19 protein-coding genes, 1 pseudogene and 1 riboswitch are annotated in these 17,240 nt (G+C 74.9%); of the genes and pseudogenes, 8 read left to right on the top strand and 12 right to left on the bottom strand.

What is annotated here, in order from left to right; all coding sequences use genetic code 11:
* The first annotated feature begins 105 nt into the window (after positions 1-105).
* Both QOZ88_RS20020 and glpK read left to right on the top strand, forming a co-directional pair.
* Positions 106-843, top strand: coding sequence for an MIP/aquaporin family protein (locus QOZ88_RS20020; RefSeq protein ID WP_306001464.1), 738 nt, complete (start codon positions 106-108; stop codon positions 841-843).
* Between the two features lie 23 nt (positions 844-866).
* Positions 867-2,384, top strand: coding sequence for a glycerol kinase GlpK (gene glpK, locus QOZ88_RS20015; RefSeq protein ID WP_306001463.1), 1,518 nt, complete (start codon positions 867-869; stop codon positions 2,382-2,384).
* Between the two features lie 54 nt (positions 2,385-2,438).
* On the opposite strand, the gene pgm is transcribed toward glpK, so the two are convergent.
* From pgm to QOZ88_RS19995, 4 genes are all read right to left on the bottom strand, one after another.
* Complete coding sequence (gene pgm / locus QOZ88_RS20010) at positions 2,439-4,073, bottom strand: phosphoglucomutase (alpha-D-glucose-1,6-bisphosphate-dependent) (RefSeq protein WP_306001462.1); 1,635 nt, start codon at positions 4,071-4,073, stop codon at positions 2,439-2,441.
* Between the two features lie 38 nt (positions 4,074-4,111).
* Positions 4,112-4,549, bottom strand: a complete 438-nt coding sequence (locus QOZ88_RS20005; protein ID WP_306001461.1) for a VOC family protein — start codon at positions 4,547-4,549, stop codon at positions 4,112-4,114.
* Complete coding sequence (locus tag QOZ88_RS20000; protein WP_306001460.1) at positions 4,546-5,400, bottom strand: AraC family transcriptional regulator; 855 nt, start codon at positions 5,398-5,400, stop codon at positions 4,546-4,548. The genes QOZ88_RS20005 and QOZ88_RS20000 overlap by 4 nt, the downstream gene beginning before the upstream one ends.
* A 99-nt stretch (positions 5,401-5,499) precedes the next feature.
* Positions 5,500-5,952, bottom strand: a complete 453-nt coding sequence (locus QOZ88_RS19995; RefSeq protein ID WP_306001459.1) for a DUF4190 domain-containing protein — start codon at positions 5,950-5,952, stop codon at positions 5,500-5,502.
* Positions 5,953-6,247: 295 nt separating this feature from the next.
* Here QOZ88_RS19995 and QOZ88_RS19990 point away from each other — a divergent pair, with 295 nt between their 5' ends.
* A complete protein-coding gene (locus QOZ88_RS19990; protein ID WP_306001458.1) occupies positions 6,248-7,462 on the top strand; it encodes an HNH endonuclease signature motif containing protein in 1,215 nt (404 codons plus the stop codon).
* A 23-nt stretch (positions 7,463-7,485) separates the two neighbouring features.
* Here QOZ88_RS19990 and QOZ88_RS19985 read toward each other — a convergent pair whose 3' ends face one another.
* The 3 genes from QOZ88_RS19985 to QOZ88_RS19975 are packed head-to-tail and all read right to left on the bottom strand — an operon-like array spanning position 7,486 to position 10,008.
* Complete coding sequence (locus tag QOZ88_RS19985; RefSeq protein ID WP_306001457.1) at positions 7,486-7,821, bottom strand: YnfA family protein; 336 nt, start codon at positions 7,819-7,821, stop codon at positions 7,486-7,488.
* On the bottom strand, positions 7,818-8,717 hold the full coding sequence (locus tag QOZ88_RS19980; protein ID WP_306001456.1) for an alpha/beta fold hydrolase: 900 nt from the start codon (positions 8,715-8,717) through the stop codon (positions 7,818-7,820). Before QOZ88_RS19980 ends, QOZ88_RS19985 begins: the two co-directional genes overlap by 4 nt.
* Before the next feature lie 43 nt (positions 8,718-8,760).
* Positions 8,761-10,008, bottom strand: coding sequence for a DUF3152 domain-containing protein (locus QOZ88_RS19975; RefSeq protein ID WP_306001455.1), 1,248 nt, complete (start codon positions 10,006-10,008; stop codon positions 8,761-8,763).
* A gap of 221 nt (positions 10,009-10,229) precedes the next feature.
* Between QOZ88_RS19975 and QOZ88_RS19970 the strand changes: the two genes are divergently transcribed.
* Entirely contained in the window at positions 10,230-11,993 is a 1,764-nt protein-coding gene (locus QOZ88_RS19970; RefSeq protein ID WP_306001454.1) for a DEAD/DEAH box helicase, read from the top strand.
* A 7-nt stretch (positions 11,994-12,000) separates the two neighbouring features.
* Here the strand turns inward: QOZ88_RS19970 and QOZ88_RS19965 are convergent, their stop codons facing one another.
* The 5 genes and pseudogenes from QOZ88_RS19965 to QOZ88_RS19950 all read right to left on the bottom strand — a co-directional run bounded on the left by QOZ88_RS19965 (position 12,001) and on the right by QOZ88_RS19950 (position 14,109).
* Positions 12,001-12,198: a hypothetical protein gene (locus QOZ88_RS19965; RefSeq protein WP_306001453.1), complete on the bottom strand. Its 198-nt coding sequence runs from the start codon at positions 12,196-12,198 to the stop codon at positions 12,001-12,003.
* Positions 12,179-12,484 (bottom strand): annotated as a pseudogene (locus QOZ88_RS23230) (maleylpyruvate isomerase N-terminal domain-containing protein); the annotation flags it as partial. The pseudogene QOZ88_RS23230 and the gene QOZ88_RS19965, both read right to left, overlap by 20 nt.
* A gap of 91 nt (positions 12,485-12,575) precedes the next feature.
* Positions 12,576-12,923, bottom strand: coding sequence for a hypothetical protein (locus QOZ88_RS19960; RefSeq protein ID WP_306001452.1), 348 nt, complete (start codon positions 12,921-12,923; stop codon positions 12,576-12,578).
* Positions 12,924-12,955: 32 nt separating this feature from the next.
* Complete coding sequence (locus QOZ88_RS19955; protein ID WP_306001451.1) at positions 12,956-13,609, bottom strand: Type 1 glutamine amidotransferase-like domain-containing protein; 654 nt, start codon at positions 13,607-13,609, stop codon at positions 12,956-12,958.
* Positions 13,606-14,109 (bottom strand): DUF3291 domain-containing protein, encoded by a 504-nt coding sequence (locus tag QOZ88_RS19950; protein WP_306001450.1) that lies wholly within the window; start codon positions 14,107-14,109, stop codon positions 13,606-13,608. Before QOZ88_RS19950 ends, QOZ88_RS19955 begins: the two co-directional genes overlap by 4 nt.
* Before the next feature lie 89 nt (positions 14,110-14,198).
* Positions 14,199-14,292: riboswitch (TPP riboswitch) on the top strand.
* Here QOZ88_RS19950 and thiM point away from each other — a divergent pair.
* The 4 genes from thiM (at position 14,286) to QOZ88_RS19930 (ending at position 17,231) form a co-directional block, all read left to right on the top strand.
* Complete coding sequence (gene thiM, locus QOZ88_RS19945; protein ID WP_306001449.1) at positions 14,286-15,092, top strand: hydroxyethylthiazole kinase; 807 nt, start codon at positions 14,286-14,288, stop codon at positions 15,090-15,092. Its footprint overlaps the riboswitch before it by 7 nt.
* Positions 15,092-15,754: a thiamine phosphate synthase gene (gene thiE, locus QOZ88_RS19940; RefSeq protein ID WP_306001448.1), complete on the top strand. Its 663-nt coding sequence runs from the start codon at positions 15,092-15,094 to the stop codon at positions 15,752-15,754. The genes thiM and thiE overlap by 1 nt, the downstream gene beginning before the upstream one ends.
* Positions 15,751-16,563 carry a bifunctional hydroxymethylpyrimidine kinase/phosphomethylpyrimidine kinase gene (gene thiD, locus QOZ88_RS19935; RefSeq protein ID WP_306001447.1) on the top strand — a complete coding sequence of 271 codons (813 nt, stop codon included), beginning with the start codon at positions 15,751-15,753 and terminating at the stop codon, positions 16,561-16,563. The genes thiE and thiD overlap by 4 nt, the downstream gene beginning before the upstream one ends.
* The gene (locus QOZ88_RS19930) at positions 16,560-17,231 is read left to right on the top strand and encodes a TenA family protein (protein WP_306001446.1); all 672 of its coding nucleotides are present in this window, start codon (positions 16,560-16,562) and stop codon (positions 17,229-17,231) included. The genes thiD and QOZ88_RS19930 overlap by 4 nt, the downstream gene beginning before the upstream one ends.
* Positions 17,232-17,240 lie beyond the last annotated feature (9 nt).

Here is a 17,240-nt window from a genome sequence, read left to right as displayed (position 1 = left end):
GGCGCTCCTACGGTCCGCGGGACGGCTCCGGCGGAGTGATCTCCCGGGGTCCGACGACATCCGCGACCCGCGATGCTGCGGGCCCACCTCGAGGAGCGCCTGAACGTGGACACCACGAGCCTCTGGACGGTCTTCGGCAGCGAAGTGCTCGGCACCGGGATCCTGCTGCTGCTCGGCGTCGGGGTGGTCGCCAACGTCGCGCTGCCCAAGACGTTCGGCAACGGCGGCGGCTGGATCGTCGTCATCTTCGGCTGGGGGCTCGCGGTCTTCGCCGGCGTCTTCGCGGGTGCGGCGTCCGGAGCGCACATCAACCCGGCCGTCACCGTCGGCCTGTGGGTGAGCGGGACCGCGGAGTACGCCCCCGGCGTCCCGGTCACCGTGGCCGCCACCCTGGTCTACTTCGCCGGCCAGCTGGTCGGTGCCTTCCTCGGCGCGGTCCTCGCCTACCTGGCCTACTACGGGCACTACAACGACCCGGAGGCCGCCGGGACGCAGCTGGGCACCTTCGCCACCGGGCCGGCGATCGGCACGGTCAAGGACAACGTCGTCACCGAGGTCATCGGCACCTTCGTGCTGGTGTACGTGATCCTCCGGTTCGGCGACACGCCCACGCAGCTCGGCCCGCTGGCCGTCGCCCTGCTCGTCGTCGGCATCGGCGCCTCGCTCGGTGGCCCCACCGGCTACGCCATCAACCCCGCCCGCGACCTCGGCCCGCGCCTCGCCCACGCCGTCCTGCCCATCCGGGGCAAGGGCGGCAGCAACTGGGGGTACGCCTGGGTCCCGATCGTGGGTCCGCTCGTCGGTGCCGTCCTCGCGGGCGGCCTGTCGCACGTCCCGTTCTGACCGCCCGACCGAGAGGAACAGCCATGCCGCAGTACGTCGCAGCCATCGACCAGGGCACCACGAGCACCCGCTGCATGATCTTCGACCACGACGGCGCGGTGGTGTCGGTCGGGCAGAAGGAGCACGAGCAGATCTTCCCGCGGGCCGGGTGGGTCGAGCACGACGCGATGGAGATCTGGCGCAACACCCGCGAGGTGGTCGGCCAGGCCATCGCCCGCAGCGACGCCGGCCCCGCCGACATCGTCGCCGTGGGCATCACCAACCAGCGCGAGACCGCCGTCGTCTGGGACCGGGCGACCGGCGAGCCGGTCTACAACGCCATCGTCTGGCAGGACACCCGCACCACGAAGATCATCGAGGAGCTCGGCGCGCTGGGCGGCGGGGCCGACCGGTACAAGGACCGGGTCGGCCTGCCGCTGGCCACCTACTTCGCCGGGCCCAAGGTCCGCTGGATCCTGGACAACGTCGAGGGCGCCCGCGCGCGGGCCGAGCGCGGCGAGCTGCTCATGGGCACCATCGACTCCTGGCTCATGTGGAACATGACCGGCGGTGCCGACGGCGGCCAGCACCTCACCGACGTCTCCAACGCCTCACGCACGATGCTCATGGACTACCGGACGCTGGCCTGGGACGAGTCCATCGCCGAGGAGATGGGCATCCCGGTGTCGATGCTGCCGGAGATCCGGTCCAACTCGGAGGAGTACGGCAAGGGGCGCAAGGCCGGATTCCTCGCCGGGGTGCCGATCTCGGGATCGCTGGGCGACCAGCAGGCGGCGACGTTCGGGCAGGTCTGCTTCGAGCGGGGGATGGCCAAGAACACCTACGGCACCGGCAACTTCATGCTGCTGAACACCGGCGAGGAGGCCGTGCCGTCGCAGAACGGCCTGCTCACGACGCTGTGCTACCAGCTCGGCGACGCGAAGCCCGTGTACGCGCTGGAGGGGTCGATCGCGGTCACCGGGTCGCTGGTGCAGTGGGTGCGCGACAACCTCGGCATGATCAGGAGCGCCCCGGAGATCGAGGACCTGGCCCGCTCGGTCGACGACAACGGCGGCTCCTACTTCGTCCCGGCGTTCTCCGGGCTGTTCGCCCCGCACTGGCGGTCCGACGCCCGCGGGGCCGTCGTCGGGCTGACCCGGTACGTGAACAAGGGTCACCTCGCCCGGGCGGTGCTGGAGGCGACCGCCTACCAGACCCGCGAGGTGCTCGATGCGATGAACGCCGACTCCGGCGTCGACCTGACCGAGCTGCGGGTGGACGGCGGGATGGTCGGCAACGAGCTGCTCATGCAGTTCCAGGCCGACCTGCTCGACGTGCCGGTGATCCGGCCGGAGATCGCCGAGACGACGGCGCTGGGTGCCGCCTACGCGGCCGGGCTCGCGGTGGGCTTCTGGTCCGACCTCGACGAGCTGACCGCCAAGTGGGCCGAGGACAAGCGCTGGGAGCCGCAGATGGCGGCCGAGGAGCGCGAGCGGAACTACCGCAACTGGCAGAAGGCGGTGACGAAGTCCCTGGACTGGGTCGACGAGGACACCGTGTGACCTGTCGTCCTCCCGTACCCCGGCGGTCCTCGACCGGCCCGCCGGGGTACGGCATCACCTCCCGAGGGCCGCCGTCACGACGGCCTTGGCCTCCTCCTGCACCTGGGCGAGGTGCTCGGGGCCGCGGAAGGACTCCGCGTAGATCTTGTAGACGTCCTCGGTGCCCGACGGGCGGGCGGCGAACCAGGCGTTCTCCGTGGTCACCTTGAGGCCGCCGATCGGGGCGTCGTTGCCCGCGGCGCGGGTGAGCTTGGCGGTGATCGGCTCGCCGGCCAGCTCGGTCGCGGCGACGTCCTCGGGGGAGAGCTTGCCCAGGGCCGCCTTCTCCGCGCGGCTCGCCGGGGCGTCGATGCGGGCGTAGGCCGACTCCCCGAAGTGGTCGGTGAGCTGCTCGTGCAGCTTCGAGGGGGACCGGCCGGTGACGGCCTGGATCTCGGCGGCCAGCAGCGCGAGCAGGATGCCGTCCTTGTCCGTCGTCCAGACGCCGCCGTCGCGGCGCAGGAAGGAGGCGCCGGCGGACTCCTCGCCGCCGAAGGCGACCGAGCCGTCGAGCAGGCCCGGGACGAACCACTTGAAGCCGACGGGCACCTCGACCAGCCGGCGGTCCAGGTCGGCCACCACCCGGTCGATGAGCGAGCTGGACACCAGGGTCTTGCCGACGGCGACCTCCTTGGCCCAGCCGGGGCGGTGGCTGAGCAGGTACGCGATCGCGACGGCGAGGAAGTGGTTGGGGTTCATCAGCCCGCCGTCGGGGGTGACGATGCCGTGCCGGTCGGCGTCGGCGTCGTTGCCGGTGGCGATCTGGAACTCGTGCCGGCGGTCGACCAGCGACGCCATCGCGGAGGGGGAGGAGCAGTCCATCCGGATCTTGCCGTCCCAGTCCAGCGTCATGAACCGCCAGGTGGGGTCGACGAGCGGGTTGACGACGGTGAGGTCGAGCCGGTGCCGTTCGGCGATGGCCGACCAGTAGTCGACGCTGGCGCCGCCGAGCGGGTCGGCGCCGATGCGGACGCCCGCCTCCCGGATCGCGTCGAGGTCGACGACCTGGGGCAGGTCGTCGACGTAGGTGCCGAGGAAGTCGTAGGCCTGCGCCGCGGAGCGCGCCTGCTCGACCGGCACCCGGCGGACCCCGCTGAGCCCGGCCCGGAGCAGGTCGTTGGCCCGGCCGGCGATCCAGCCCGTGGCGTCGGTGTCGGCGGGCCCGCCGCTGGGCGGGTTGTACTTGAAGCCGCCGTCGCGCGGCGGGTTGTGCGACGGCGTCACCACGATGCCGTCGGCCAGCCCCTGCCCCTTGCCCTGGTTGGCCCGCAGGATCGCGTGGCTGATCGCCGGCGTCGGGGTGTACCGGCCGCCGGCGTCGACCAGCACGGGAACGTCGTTGGCGGCCAGCACCTCCAGCGCCGTCGCCCAGGCCGGCTCGGAGAGCGCGTGGGTGTCCCGGCCGAGGAAGAGCGGCCCGTCGAAGCCCTGCTCGGCCCGGTACTCGCAGATCGCCTGCGTGGTCGCGAGGATGTGCGCCTCGTTGAACGCCGCGTCGAGCGACGACCCGCGGTGCCCGGACGTGCCGAACGCGACCTGCTGGGCGGGCTCGGCCGGGTCGGGCTCGACGGTGTAGTACGCGCTGACCACCGAGGCCACGTCGATCAGGTCGGCGGGCTGGGCGGGCTGTCCGGCGCGGGCGTCGCTCATGCCGTTGATCTTGGCGCCCGCGCCGGTCCGGCGCGAGCTCAGGCGCCCCGGCGGGGCTCGCCCCGGTACGTGCCGAACTGCCACAGGTTGCCCTCGGGATCTCGGGCGGCGAAGTCCCGGGAGCCGTGGTCGGTGTCGTACGGCGGCCGGACGATCTCGGCGCCGGCGGCGACCGCGCGGGCGTGCACGGCGTCCGGGTCGGCCGTGACCACGTAGCAGCCGGTGGACTCCACCGGCCACTGCCCGCCGTCGTCGCACACCGAGCCGAGCATGACGCCGCCGCCCTCGGGCCAGTCGAGCTGGGCGTGGTCCACCCGCCCACCCTCGCCGTAGGTGACCGTCTCCTCGAAGCCGAACGCGTCGACGAGGAAGCGGATGAGCGCCCGGGCGTCGCGGGCGCGGAAGGCGGGCCACACCTGCGGCGGCGGGGCCTGGCCCGCGCCGGATGCCTCTGCGGTGGTCATCGGGTTCGTCATGCCCCCGAGAGTGCCGAGTCCAGCGCGGAGGTGTCTTGCACGTATCCGAACTCCGCGGCCAGCCAGCGGGTCGGCGCCAGCCCCGAGAACGCCGTCCACTCCCGGGTCAGGTGCGCCTGGTCGCTGAACCCGGCGGCGACGGCGAGGCCGGCGAGGTCCGGCGGCAGACCACGGGAGACGCGGGCGGCGAGCGCGCGGCGAGCCGCGTCGAACCGCACCACGCGGGCCGCCTCCTTCGGGCCCAGCCCCGTCTCGGCGCGGAACCGCCGCTCGAGGTACCGGGTGGACCAGCCGACCCGGGCGGCCACCTGGGCGACGCGCAGCCGGCCGCCGCCCGCCGTCGTCAGCCGCCAGGCCTCGGCCACCTCCGCCGGGACGCCGTCGTCGTCCCGCAGCCGGCGCAGCAGCCCGTGGTCGAGCGCGGCGAACCGGGCCGGCCAGCCGTCGGCGGCGCGGACCCGGGCGAGCAGCTCCCCGCCCGCCGGGCCCAGCAGGTCCTCCAGCGCGACGTCCGCCGAGGCCAGCTCGCCGGCGGGCACGCCGAGCAGCGCCCGCGCACCCAGCGGCGTGAGGGAGAGCTGGATGCCGGCCTGCCGGCCGGGGTGGACGATCCGCGCCGGGCGGGTGTGCAGCCCGCCCACCAGGGCGTCGAACCGGCCGGGCGACTGTGCCGGGTCGGGATGCGCCGCCATCTCCAGCGGGTCGTCCAGGGTGAGGACGACGGTCAGCCAGGGGGAGGGGAGGCCCAGGTGCTCGCCGGGCGGGAAGCCCTCGTGCCGGTAGCCGAGCGCGGCGGCGAGGTAGGGGCGCAGCACCGGGTGCGGGCGGTGCACCACCGACTCCTGCCGCACCCGGCCAGGATGGCAGCGGGAGACCCGGTGCTCCAGGGGTCGCGCGCGACGGCGGACCAAGCCGTCCGCGCGGACGGTGGTCCGTGGACCCGTGAGAACTCAGTAGCCGGCGGTGGACGCGACCCCGAAGAGGACGAAGAGGGTGAAGAACCCCACGCCGATCCAGCCGAGCACGATCCCCGCCGTCGCCATGCCACCGCCGGCCTCGCCGCGCTCCTGGATCTGCCGCTTGGCGACGTAGCCGAAGACCAGCGCCAGGATGCTGCCGATCCAGTACAGCCAGAGGATGCCCAAGACCATCGAGGCGATGGCCATGCCGTTGGTGCGCTGCGGCGGCGCGTACGGGTAGCCGCCGTACGGCGGCTGGCCGTAGGGGCCGGGGTACGGCTGCCCGTAGGGACCAGGGTGACCGCCCGGCGGCGGAGGCGGCGGGCCCTGGTAGCCGCCGGGCTGCGCAGGACCGCCGTAGGGCGCCGGCTGCTGACCCCAGGCCGCCGGGGCCGGCCGGTACGGGTCGTCGGCGCCGGGGTGGTTCGGACCGGGGTACGTCATCTGCTCGCTCCTGGGCTGCGGCGCCGGGAGCACGTCCCCGGCGGTCGCACCATCGTGACGGCACGTGGTGGCCGCACGGACGCGGCGCGCGGCCACCGACCACCCCGACTGGGGAGCCGATGCGCGGACGCGGATCCCGGCACCGCGTCGGGCGTCGGACCAGGAGGCCGACCGGATCCTTCGTCCGACCGGCCGGGATCGGATCACTCGACCGCCCGGATGACCTGCGGTTTTTGTCGTACCCCGCCTCTACTGTCGGTGTGTCGGTCGAGGTCCCGCGGGAGGGAGGCAGCAGGTGTCCGAGCTGCGCTCCGCCCTCGATGAGCTGGCCGCGATCGACCTGACCGATCTGTCGGACGACACGTTGCTCGACCTCGTCGGCGAGCTGAGCACCACCGCGAACCGGGTCGCCGCGGCACTCACCACCGCGGTACGGGCGGCCGACCGCCGGGAGGCCTACCGCCGTGACGGCGCCGTCTCCATGCAGGCCTGGTTGCGCGGCAGCTGCCGCATGGCGCCCGAGCAGACGACGGCCACGGTGTCGACCGGCCGGAGGCTGGAACAGCTTCCGGAGACCGCGGCGGCTTTCGCCGCCGGGGCGATCAGCGCCGCGCACGCCCGGGTCATCACGAAGGCCATGACGCCCGGCCGGATCGCCAAGGCGGCCGAGATGGGGATCGACCTCGGCGAGACCGACGGCATCCTGGCCGACCTTGCCCGGGCCACAGCCCCGCACGAAACCGCTCGGGGCGTGAAGGAGTGGGTCGCCGGGGTCGACCCCGACGGAACCTTGGACGACGCTGCCGATGTCCGCCGACGTTTCAGCATGGCGTCCGGCCTTGACGGGCGCGTCCACCTGCGCGGCGAGCTGGATGCCGCCGGCGGCGAGTACCTGCACAGCGCGCTGGGCGCTCTCATGAACGGCGACCGCCCTGCTGGTGACACCCGCTCACACGCCGAGCGGCAGGCCGATGCGCTGGTCGCCCTGGCTCGTGGGGCTCTCGACGGGGGCTCCCTCCCCGACGTCCGCGGTGAGCGGCCGCACGTGCGGGTGACGATCGACTGGTTCGCCCTGTGCGCCGCGCGAGGAGCCCCCGGCGTGGCCGGCGGATCCCTGGGCTGGGCCGGTCCCATCAACCCCGAGACGGCACGCCGGCTGGCCTGCGATGCCAGCGTCGCCCGCGTCATCACCGGCCCGGATGGGCTGCCACTGGACGTCGGCCGCGCTCAGCGGACCTCGTCAACGGCGATCCGCCGGGCCATCGAGGTCCGTGACGCGCACTGCGTCTTCGCGGGCTGCGACGCCCCGCCGGAGTGGTGCGACGTCCACCACGTCGTGCACTGGGCGCACGGCGGGCCGACGAGCTGCGACAACGGCGCACTCCTCTGCGAGCGGCACCACACGAGCTGTCACGAAGGCGGGTTCACCATCCGGCGAGATCCCGGCACCGGCCGCTGGCACACCTACCGGCCGGACGGAACCGAGATCCTCAGCCGCGCCGGCCCCTGACCCGCCGGCGGCACCGCCGTCCGCTACGCGCCGCGCGGGGCGTACATGATCACCGCGACGCCGACGAGGCAGATCAGCGCGCCGGCGACGTCGTACCGGTCGGGCCGGAACCCGTCGACGGCCATGCCCCAGGCCAGGGACCCCGCGACGAAGACACCGCCGTAGGCGGCGAGGATCCGGCCGAAGTTCGCGTCGGGCTGCAGCGTGGCCACGAAGCCGTACAACCCGAGCGCGATCACCCCGGCACCGATCCAGACCCAGCCGCGGTGCTCGCGCACCCCCTGCCAGACCAGCCAGGCACCCCCGATCTCGGCCAGCGCCGCCAGCGCGAAGAGCACCAGGGAGCGGACGACGGTCACCGCTCCACCGCGCCCGGGCCCTGCGACTCCTCCTCGACTCCGTCGAGACCCTGCGCCTCCTCCTCGACTCCGTCGAGAAAGCGCCGCAGCGTCGCCAGGAAGACATCCGGCTGCTCGGAGTGCACCCAGTGGCCGGCGTTCTTCACCTTGACCAGCCGCGTGGAGGGGAACAGGGCGTCCATCTGCGGCCGGTCCTCGGGCAGCACGTAGTGGGAGTTCGCCCCCGCGATCCACAGCACCGGGCCGTCGAACACCGCACCCGGCGGCGGGTCGGGGAAGCCGCGCAGCTCGCCGAGGTCCCGCTCGAGGAGCTCGAGGTTCAGCCGCCAGTGCCAGCCGTCGCCCTCCTCCTCCCGGCTCAGGCTCTGCAGCAGGAAGCTGCGGACCATCCGGCTGGGGACGGCGGTGCGCAGGGCGGCGTCGGCATCGGACCGGGACTCCAGCGCCCCCAGGTCGATCGCCCGCATCGCGGCGATGAAGGCGGCGAACGGGGAGGCCTCCTCGTCGGGATCCTCGGTCCGGCCACCCTTCAGCGGGTACTCGACCGGGGCGATGTCGACGACGACGAGCGCGCGCAGGAGCTCGGGCCGGCGCAGCGCCAGCTGCATCGCGACCTTGCCGCCCATGGAGTGGCCGACGAGCGTGGCCGGTTCCCCGAAGGACTCCAGCTCCGCGGCGACCAGTTCGGCCATGTCCACGTAGTCGACCCGCTCGGTCCACGGGGAGTGTCCGTGGTTGGGCAGGTCCAGCAGCGTCACCCGGTGGTCGCCGGCCAGACCCTTGGCGATCGTCGTCCAGTTCTTCCCCTGGCCGAACAGGCCGTGCACGAAGACGACGCGCGGGCCGGCCTCACCCAGCGTCCGGGCGTGCAGGGCTTCCTCGGCGTTCTCCGTCACCGGGCGATTCCACCAGAGCGCGCGGATCCGCGCGGCCCCGCGGTCAGTCCAGCACGACCTCCGTCTCGCCGGTGGCGGCGTCCAGCGTGATGTGCCCCCGCTGGAAGTCGACGCGGCTGCCGCCCTCGACGGCCTGGACGCCGCTCGTCGGGTAGCCCAGCGGCCCCAGCTCCCAGCCGGTCTGGCCCCAGCGCGACCAGATGGGCCCGTACACCTCGTGCGCGCCCGTGCTCGGCGAGAAGTAGATCGAGGCGCCACCGGGCCGGGAGAAGTTCTGGTACCGCCCGACGCCGTCCGGCGAACCGCGCTCGCCGGTGATCGGGTAGCCCAGCGGCCCGAGCTCGTAGGCCAACGACCCGTAGTGCCCGCGGATGGCCCCGTAGATCTCGTGCGCCCCCGTCGCCGGCGTGAAGTAGATCGTCCCCGGACGGGAGAAGTTCTGGTACCGCCCCACCCCGTCCGGCGAACCGCGCTCCCCGGTCGTCGGGTAGCCCAGCAGGCCCAGCTCGTAGCCCAGCGACCCGTAGTGCCCGCGGATGGCCCCGTAGATCTCGTGCGCCCCGGTCGCCGGGCTCCAGTAGATCGTCGCCGGGCGGGCGAAGTTCTGGTAGGCGCCGGCACCGTCCGGCGAGCGCTGCTCCCAGTCCACCGGCACCCCGAGGATGCCGCCGCCCTGCCCCAGCGCGCGGTACCGGGCCTCGATCCCCGACCAGGTGACCGGGACGCCCATGCGCGAGCCCGCCTGCTCCCGCTCGGCGATGACCGGCCACACGTTGGCCCGGCAGCCCTGCAGCGAGATCGACTGCTGCTGCATCACCCAGGCGGTGCGGCCCGCGGTCGGGCAGTCGGTGTGCGGGATCCCGATCCAGTGCCCGACCTCGTGCAGGATCACGTACCGCTGGTACAGCGCCAGGTCGTGCGGCCACGCGGCGGTGCCGAACCGCCAGCGATCGTCGTTGATGTAGACCGAGCGCCCGACCCGGCAACTCCACTGGGCGCTGCACCCCGGCGAGGCCGCCGCGATCACCGACGGCGAGGCCAGGATCAGATCGAAGTCGCTGCCCGAGCCGACCTGCTGAAAGGCCAGGGTCCCGCCCAGGCTCCAGCCGCGCGGATCGGTGAGCGCGTCGCGCGCGACGTCCGTGAAGTACCCGAGGTCGCCGGCGACCGCCCCGCGGGTGGAGACCGTGTAGGTCACCGTCCGCTCCGCGGCGGAGGCGCCGGTGGGCTGCAGGAGCACCGCCGCCACGGCGACGAGGGCGGCGAGGAGGAGGCGCAGGGTTCTAGTCATGAGGTCCTCCGGCGCGGGCAGCGGTGCCCGTGCGTCGCATCCGGGCCGGCGGACGGCGGGGACCGATCGAGCGCCGGCTGCTGTCGCCGACCGGTCTACCGCATCGGGGCCCCCGGTTGGCATGTCGGTCGCGTGACGATCCGACGACGGCGCGCTCGGCTCCTGCCCGGAGACGTCGTCCCCGGCCTCTACCGTGCCGGAGGACCGACGAGGGGATGCAGATGCCAGGACGACGCCGGAGCGCGGGCAGCGGCCGCAGCACGGGCAGCAGCACGCGCACCCGCCGGACGACGGCGGCGACGACGCGGAAGACGACCCCACGGAAGACGACCGCGCGGAAGCCGGCACCGGGGAAGGCCGCCCCTGAGCTGCCCGCCGCCGGCCCGGGGGAGCGGGTGTGGGTGCTGGCCGTGCCCTTCCGCGCTCCCGCGCCGGGCGCCGTCTGGCACCCCGGGCTGCAGGCCCACGTCTGGGTCGGCGCGGTACTGCCCCCGGAGCTCGCCCCCTACGACCCGCCGGCGTACAGCCTGGAGCGCTTCCTCGAGGACGAGCTCAACGAGACGCCGCGCCCGCTCCCGGTGATCCCCGCGCTGGTGCCGCGCCCCCAGCAGGAGGAGGGCGCCGCGGTCGTGGCCGCGCACGCCGCCGCGGGGGGCCGGGTCTTCCTGCTCGGCGACGACCCCGGGGTGGGCAAGACCGGGACGGCGATCCTGGCGGTGCACGAGATCGCCGCGCAGCGGCCGGTGCGCACCGTCCTGGTCATCGCCGACCGGCCGGCCGCGATCACCATCCCGCACTGGGCGCGCTCGATCGCCGGCTTCGGCGACGGCGGTCTGCGCTGGTGCGTCACCACGTGGGACCGGCTGGGCAAGGTGGCGAAGCTGCGCTTCGACGTCGTCGTGGCCGACGAGGCCCACATGGTGCGGCACACGACGACGCAGCGGTGGAAGCACTGGAAGGCCGTCTCCGGCGCCGCGCGCGTCAAGGACATTCCGTACGTGCTGGCCGCGACCGCGACGCCGGCGCACACGCCTCTGGAGCTGCCCTACCTGGCGCCCGAGCTCGCCGCCCGGCACGGCGAGTCCATCAAGGAGTGGGCCGACCTCCCCGAGGCGCTCGCGCGGCACACGTTCCACGTGGAACGTGGCCGCTACGGCTGGCAGTGGACCGAGCACGCCGACGAGCGCCGGGCGGACCTCGCCCGCCTGCAGTCCTGGCTCGCCGACGCCGACCCGCCCGCCACGCTGCACCGCCCGGCGCCCTGGGGGCCGGTGTCGGTCACGGGCACGCCGGTGCTGCTCACCCCGGCCGAGCGGGCGCAGTACGAGGCCGGGTGGTCGGAGTTCCGCGCGGAGATGCAGCTGGCCCGGCGCGGCCGGCAGACCGCCCGGGGTCGCGCGGCGCTGCTGCGGTTCCGGCAGAAGGCCGGGCTGATCCGCGTGCAGGCCACCGTCGACTGGATCAAGGCGCAGGTGGAAGCCGAGCGGCAGGTCGCGGTGTCGGTGGAGTTCGTGGAGACGGCGGCCGACCCGATCCGTGAGGCGCTGCTCGACGCCGGCATCCCGGTGGCGTCGATCTACGGCCGCGACCGCTTCGACGTCGAGGCCGAGCGGCTGCGCTTCCAGCGCGGGGACGCCGCGGTCTGCGTCTTCACCGTCACCGCGTCGATCAGCCTGCACGCCGGTGAGCTGCTGCCCGGCGGCTCCACGGCGTCGGAGATCCCGCGGGTGGGGCTGTTCCACCAGCCGCGCTTCTCCGGCATCCAGGCGCGGCAGGTCACCGGGCGCACCCACCGCGACGGGCGCTCCTCGCCGTGGCGGGTCGCCTTCGCCGCCGACACGGTGGAGGAGCAGGTGGCGCGGGTGATGGTCGAGCGGCTGGCCGTCAGCGGCTCCACCGCCGGGGCGGACACCTCCTCCCTGCAGGAGATCGCCGAGCTGCTCGACGCCGACTGGCTGCCCGCGGCCGCGCTCACCGAGGGCTGAGCCGGGGTCAGCGGCGGCGGAGGGCGCGGCCGTCCGGCAGCGTGCGCCCGGCCAGCAGCGCGACGAGCCGGCCGCTGTCCGTGCGGACGGCCTCGCCATCGCCCCGGGTCCAGCCGGCGTCGGTGGCCTCGAGGCGGACACCGGTCAGATCGAGGCCGAAGAGCCCGCCATCCGCTGCGGCGAGGTGATCGAGGACGGCGAGCACCCGCCAGGAGCTCGGCCGCCGGCAGGGTGGCGTCGCGGCCCGCCACCGTGTCCGAGACCAGGGTGAAGTCCCCACCCGCGGCAGCCAGCTCGGCGCCGAACTGCCCGGGGGTCAGCCGCGCCGGCATGGTCACGTGCGCCACCACGTGCCGGGCCCGCCAGCCCGCGCACAGCGATGCTCCGTCCCACGTCCCCGGCTCGGCGTCCAGCAGGTCGGCGAGGCCGCCGTACGTCCTCGCCACCCAGGCCCGAACCTCGTCCGGGTCCGCGTCGCCCGCTCCGGTCATCCCCATCCCCTCTCGTCGGCCGGTGGGCCACGGAGCCGACCGGTCCTCCCTGCACACGACCTCCAGGGGCGCCGGTCCCCGCGGGCAGTGCTCAGCCGAGCAGGGCCGGCAGGTCCAGCACCGCGGCGGGGACGAGCCACAGCGCCACCGACGTCCACCACCAGGGACGTGCCGGCAGCCGGGCCCAGCGCCGGGCGAGCATCGTCAGCGGCCCGGCGATGGCCGCGAAGAACAACCACAGCCCGGTGATGAACACGAAGTAGATCGAGATCCCGTCGTCCACCATGGTCGGGTCCACCGCTGCCCAGCCGGCCTCCATGGCCACCACCCACCCGGTCAGCCAGGTGTTGATGAGCGGGAAGCGGCACAGCCAGCCCAGCGCCAGCCCGAGGACCACGCACAGCGCCCAGCCGAGCAGGGTCGGCAGGCGGCGACGCACGCCCCCGGCGGGATCCGTTCCGGGAGCAGCGGTCATCGCGGCGTGGCCGGCTCGAGCCGGACGTGCGCCCCCGCACCGACGATCGTCATGCCGTCACCGTCCACGGCCACCGCGGTTCCGTCGGCCAGCCCGAACACCGGGTGCGCCAGGTCGCGAGCGGCCGCCCGCAACGCCTCCTCCGAGGCGTTCGGGAAGTACGGCGAACCCAGGTGCGGCAGCACCAGGAAGTCCACCAGGCCCAGGCCGACGGAGTCCTCCGGCTGCGGCTTCGCCGAGGCGCTCAGGCAGAGGTCCGGGCCCAGCACCATGCTCCCCGCGCTGATCCCGACGAGCAGCCGCGAGGCGAGCAGCCCGGGCAGCCGGTCGGCCAGCCCGGAACGCCGCAGCCACCGCAGCAGGTGCGTGGTGTCCCCACCGGTGAGCACCAGGACGTCGGCCGCCTCCAGCCGGGGCCCCCAGATGTCGGCCTCCAGCGCGGAGACGTCCACGATGTCGACCTCGGCGAACCCGGCGCGCTGCAGGTTCACGTAGTCGGCGATCAGCCAGCCCTTGTCGCCCGCGATGACGTTGGCCGCCGTGGGCACGACAGCGGCCCGGAGCCCGGACAGCGGGCGGCCGACCAGCTCCCCGGCGGCCGCCACGAGGGAGGGATCGCAGAGGCCGGCAGAGGTCAGCAGCAGCTTCACGCGGGGCAGAGCCAGTCGTCCGACGACGGCGCCTGGACGTCCTCCAGCGGCGGGAAGTGGGTGCGGAAGGCGAACGCCTCGGGCGTGGGGCCGTGCGCCCGCAGGTGGCGGATGCGGGCCTCGGCGTCGTCGGTCGTGGGCAGGGTGCCGGCAGGGACCCACCAGAGCGCCGTGGTGGCCTCCGCGGCGCGGTGGAAGCACTCCCGGCGCCGCCGCATGACCTGCACGTGCCGGCCGCCGAACACGTAGCCGGCCAGGGACTCGACGTCGCGCCAGACGGTGAGGTTCACGATCACGCCGTGGCTGCCCGCGGCGTCCCACCCGAAGGCCTGCACCGAGGTGGCGTTGCCGTCCTCGGTCTGCAGCCGCCAGACGAAGCCCGGTGCACGGTCGGCCTCGGCGTTGACCTCGTCGAGGGCGGCCATGAAGTCGGCCAGCACCGGGCTGCCCAGCGGCGCGAGCAGCCGGGAGACGTTGACCTGCGCGAGGTGGTCGGCCACGCGCCGGAACCTAGGGGATCCGCACCCGTGTAGGCCAGCGTCCCCCACCCGGCGGGACACCGGCCGCCTGCTGCGCTAGGTTCGGCCCCGTACGTGGCACGGGGTGTCCCGCCCGGGACTGAGATCACACCCGCCGAACCTGCTCCAGTTCGCACTGGCGAAGGGATGTCACCGGCATGTCCGATGCTGTGGAAGTCGTCGACCTGCGCGCTGCCCGCACGGCGCTGCGTGAGCACGCACCGCTCGTCCACTGCCTGACCAACACGGTCGTGCAGACGCTCACCGCCAACGCGCTGCTCGCGGTGGGCGCCGCCCCGGCGATGGTCGACGCACCGCAGGAGGCCGGCGACTTCGCCGCCATCGCCTCCGCCGTCCTGGTCAACGTCGGCACGGTCAACGCGCGCACCGCCGAGGCGATGCGGCTGGCCGCCCGATCGGCCGGGGCCGCCGGCACCCCGTGGGTGCTCGACCCGGTGGCCGTCGGCGGCCTGGCCTACCGGACGGCGCTGGCCGGCGAGCTGGTGGCGCTCGCGCCCGCCGTCGTCCGGGGCAACCCCTCCGAGATCATGGCGCTGACCGGGGCCGGCTCCGGTGGGCGCGGGGTGGACAGCACCGCGGGCGCCGATGACGCCGCCTCCGCCGCCGCGGGGCTCGCCGGGCGCACCGGGGGTGTGGTCGCCGTCAGCGGTGAGGTGGACCTGATCACCGACGGCGCGCGCACCGTCCGCGTCGGCGGCGGCTCACCGCTGCTCACCCGCACCACCGGCGCCGGGTGCGCGCTCGGGGCGCTGGTCGCCGCCTACGTCGCCGCAACCCGCGACCCCCTGACCGGTGCGGTGGCCGCGCACGCGCACGTCGCCCTCGCCGCGGAGCGGGCCGCGGCGACCGCCGCCGGACCCGGCACCTTCGCGGCGGCGTGGCTCGACGCCCTCGACGCCGTCGGCCCCGACGACCTCGCGGGCGCGGACGTGCGGAGCGCCTGATGCGCCCGTCGTTCGACCCGACGCTCTACCTGGTCACCGACACGCAGCTGTGCCGGCCGCGACCGGTGGCCGACGTCGTGCGGGCCGCGGTCGCCGGTGGCGTCACCGCCGTCCAGGTGCGCGACAAGGAGGCCTCCCGCCGGGAGCTGCTGGCGCTGACCCGCTCGGTCCAGGCCGCGCTCGCCGACCGGCCGGACGTGGCGGTGGTGGTGAACGACGCCCTGGACGTGGCTCTGCTGGCCGGCGCCTCGGGCGTGCACGTCGGGCAGGAGGACCTGCCGGTCGCCGAGGTGCGGGCGGCGCTCGGGCGCGACCGGCTGGTGGGCCTCTCCGTGGAGAGCACCGACGACCTCACCGCCGCGCTCCGCCTCCCGGACGGCACCGTCGACCTCGTGGGGCTGAGCCCGGTGTGGGCGACGCCGACCAAGCCCGAGGCGGGTCCGGGGCTCGGCCTGGCCGCCGTCCGGGAGCTGGCCGCCACCGCGCGGGCCGCGGGGCTGCTCGCCGTGGCAATCGGCGGCATCGACGCCACCCGGGCAGCCGACGTGGCCGCGACGGGCGTGGACGGCGTGTGCGTGGTGTCGGCGATCTGCACGGCGGCCGACCCGCGGGCCGCGGCGGCGGCGCTGCGCGCGGAGCTGACCCCGGTGGCTGCGCGATGACGCCGACCGCGCTCACCGTGGCCGGCAGCGACCCCAGCGGCGGCGCGGGCGTCCAGGCCGACCTGAAGACCTTCAGCGCCCTCGGCACCTACGGGACGGCGGTGCTCACCGCACTCACCGCGCAGAGCACCCGCGGCGTCACCGGCGTCCACCCCGTGCCCGCGCAGTTCGTCACCGAGCAGCTGCACACCCTGCTCGACGACGTCGCGGTGCACGCCACCAAGCTCGGCATGCTGGGCAGCGCGGACGTGGTGCGGGCGGTGGCCGCCGTGCTGGCCGAGCGGCGCCCCGGCCCGGTCGTCTGCGACCCGGTGATGGTGGCCACCAGCGGCCACCGGCTGATCGACGACGACGCGGTGGCCGCGGTCCGCACCGAGCTGCTGCCGGTGGCCGACCTCATCACGCCCAACGTGCCGGAGGCCGCCGCGCTGCTGGACGCCGCACCGGCGGCCGACGTCGCCGCGCTGCACGAGCAGGCGCGGGCGCTGCTGGCCCTCGGACCCCGCGCCGTGCTGCTGAAGGGCGGCCACCTGGGCGGCCCCGAGAGCGTCGACGTCCTCGCCACCGCCACCGCCACCACGGAGAGCCGGCGACCCCGCATCGACACGACGGCGACGCACGGCACCGGGTGCACGCTCTCCTCGGCGCTGGCCGCGCTCGCCGCCCGCGCCGGCGGGACCCCCGACTGGGCGGCCCTGGTGGAGCCCGCCCGCGACTACCTGCAGCGGGCGCTCGCCGCGGGCGCCGGGCTGCGGATCGGCTCCGGCTCCGGCCCGGTGCACCACTTCGCCGGGATCTGGCCGGCGTGACCGGCTTCTCCGACCGGGCCTGGGCGGCGACGGCCGACCTCCGCCGGGCGATCGACGTGCTGCCCTTCCTCGCCGAGCTGGCGGACGGCACCCTCGCCCCGGCGGCGTTCCGCCACTACCTGGAGCAGGACGCGCTCTACCTCGGCGGCTACGCCCGGGCGCTCGCGCTGCTGGCGGCCCGGTCCCCCGATGCGCCGGCGGCCGCGTTCTGGGCCGGCTCGGCGCAGAACTGCGCGGCGGTGGAGACCCAGCTGCACGCCGACCTGCTCGGCACCGACCTGCTGGGGGCACCGGGCGGCGCGCCGGTCGCGTCGCCGACCTGCCTGGCGTACACGTCCTATTTGGTGGCGATGGCGGCGACCGCGCCCTACCCGGTCGCTGCCGCAGCCGTCCTGCCCTGCTACTGGGTGTACGCCCACGTCGGAAGCCGCCTGGCCCCGGTGGCGCGGGCGGCCGCCGACCACCCCTACCGCCGGTGGGTCGCCACCTACGACGCCGCCCCGTTCCAGGAGGCCACGGCCACCGCCCGCCGGCTGACCGACGCCGCGGCGCGTTCGGCCCCTGACCAGGAGGCCGCGATGCTCACCGCGTTCGCCGTCGCCACCCGGTACGAGCTCGAGTTCTGGCGTGCCGCCCACGCCCGCGAGAGCTGGGCCGTCCCGGTCTGACCGCGGGCC

Origin of the sequence: Blastococcus carthaginiensis, from assembly GCF_030731085.1 — a bacterium.
Lineage (GTDB): Bacteria > Actinomycetota > Actinomycetes > Mycobacteriales > Geodermatophilaceae > Blastococcus > Blastococcus carthaginiensis.
Note: the sequence above shows the minus strand (reverse complement) of the source record. Positions and strands in the feature narration are given on the sequence as shown.